Source organism: Methanocorpusculum sp. GPch4 (genome assembly GCF_012062385.1).
In the GTDB taxonomy this organism is placed as follows: Archaea; Halobacteriota; Methanomicrobia; order Methanomicrobiales; family Methanocorpusculaceae; genus Methanocorpusculum; species Methanocorpusculum parvum.
Genome location: NZ_SIJA01000003.1, coordinates 1 through 1,518 on the forward strand (window position 1 = coordinate 1; position 1,518 = coordinate 1,518).

The window sequence follows — 1,518 nt, forward strand, 5'->3', positions numbered from 1 at the left end:
ACACGATGCACGAACGCTTTGCCCACTTCATCCTCGAGGAGCTTAAGGGATGGGGACTCCCCTATGGGGTCCTGGACGGTCAAACCTTTACCATCAAGATCACGTTCTCGAATGAACGGCCGGAGGAAGAATGACGCAGGACCACAAACCCTGCCCCGGGACCCGGCTGACCGACCGGATCATCCTCTCGAAGATCATCTCCGGAGCATGGAAGGTCGACGGGGAAAAGGGCGAGGTCATCTCGGCAAAAACCGGGAAACTCCTTCGGTTCAAAAAAATGCGGAGCGGATACCTCTGTACGAGCGTGAGTTACCGGGGACTCCGGGTGACCATCACCAAGCACCGTGCGGTCTACATCGGCGGGACCTGCAGAACCCTGGACGAACTGCCGGTCGATCTGAATCTGCATATCGACCATATCAACGGAAACATCGATGACTGCCGGCTCGCAAACCTCCGGCTCATCCCGTTCTGGGACAACAACCACCCTAAGTCGGGAGTGAATCACCGGATCTTTACGGACGAGCAGGTCGGAGAGATCCGACGACGATACGCAGACGGCGAACCTCCGCGGATCCTCGCAGCCGAGTTCAAGGTCAACCGGGCCACGATCCACCGGATCGTTTCCCGGCGGACCTATGCGGAGGTGGGCCTGTGAACGGGTCCGGTACAGAATATCTGCGGCGGATCAAATTCTCCTGCCCGGTCTGCCTGAACTCGATTACGGAAAAGGTCTGGGTCAATGACATTGCGGATCTGAAACTGGCCATACTCAACTGCCCGGTCTGCGGATCCCCGACGCTTAGGATCGATTCGCCGGACGATGATGTCCAGTTCTTCGCCTATCTGGACATGCGAAAGTCGATCGGGGAACGGATCGGCGAGCAGATGGAGGATACCTATGACTATCTGTGATTCTGCCGGGATCCGGGAGGTCCTGGAAGCAGCGTTTCCTCACCCGGCCGAGGAGTATGCGGATGCGTTTTTCTGCCAGGAGATGACGGCGGCGCTGGAATCTGCGGCGAAGGAGTATAAGGTCCGGTTCCTGGAGACGGTCGATGAGATCAGAGCCGGCGGGCTTGAGTCTGCGGAGTTTGTTCTCCGGCTGGAAGAGAAGAAGAACAAGTCCGTGAATGTCCCGCTGCTTCGTGAGGAGCTGCCTGAGCTGTTTGCGGAGCTGGCGTTTGTTTCCGCGGCGAATGCGTCGAAGCTTCTGTCGAAGAAGTTCATCTATGATGCGACGAAGAAGCTGATCAAGGACCGGATCACGAAGTATGAAGAGGTGAATGTGAAGGATCTTGAGGCACGCCTCCCGGAACCGGAGTATTCGCGGTATGTTACGGATAAGCCGATCTCGGAGAGGTATGTGATTGAGGTGAAGTCGTGAAGCACTGGTATGAACGGGCTGGCATAGCCGGCCTTAGTCTTACCAGTGTCGAAGAAGGGGGTGACCCCTGATGAGACACTGGTATGATTTCCCGGAGCTTCTGGATCGAAGGAAGCTGAAAGGGCTGGTGG

General features: G+C 56.9%; 3 protein-coding genes. All 3 read left to right on the forward strand.

Annotated features, from left to right (window positions below; translation table 11 throughout):
- The first annotated feature begins 130 nt into the window (after positions 1 to 130).
- From EYA77_RS00015 to EYA77_RS00025, 3 genes are read left to right on the forward strand one after another with little or no spacing between them, the layout of a single operon-like run.
- The gene (locus EYA77_RS00015) at positions 131 to 658 is read left to right on the forward strand and encodes a hypothetical protein (protein WP_167815489.1); all 528 of its coding nucleotides are present in this window, start codon (positions 131 to 133) and stop codon (positions 656 to 658) included.
- Entirely contained in the window at positions 655 to 915 is a 261-nt protein-coding gene (locus EYA77_RS00020) for a hypothetical protein (protein ID WP_167815490.1), read from the forward strand. Before EYA77_RS00015 ends, EYA77_RS00020 begins: the two co-directional genes overlap by 4 nt.
- Complete coding sequence (locus EYA77_RS00025; RefSeq protein ID WP_167815491.1) at positions 902 to 1,387, forward strand: hypothetical protein; 486 nt, start codon at positions 902 to 904, stop codon at positions 1,385 to 1,387. Before EYA77_RS00020 ends, EYA77_RS00025 begins: the two co-directional genes overlap by 14 nt.
- Positions 1,388 to 1,518 lie beyond the last annotated feature (131 nt).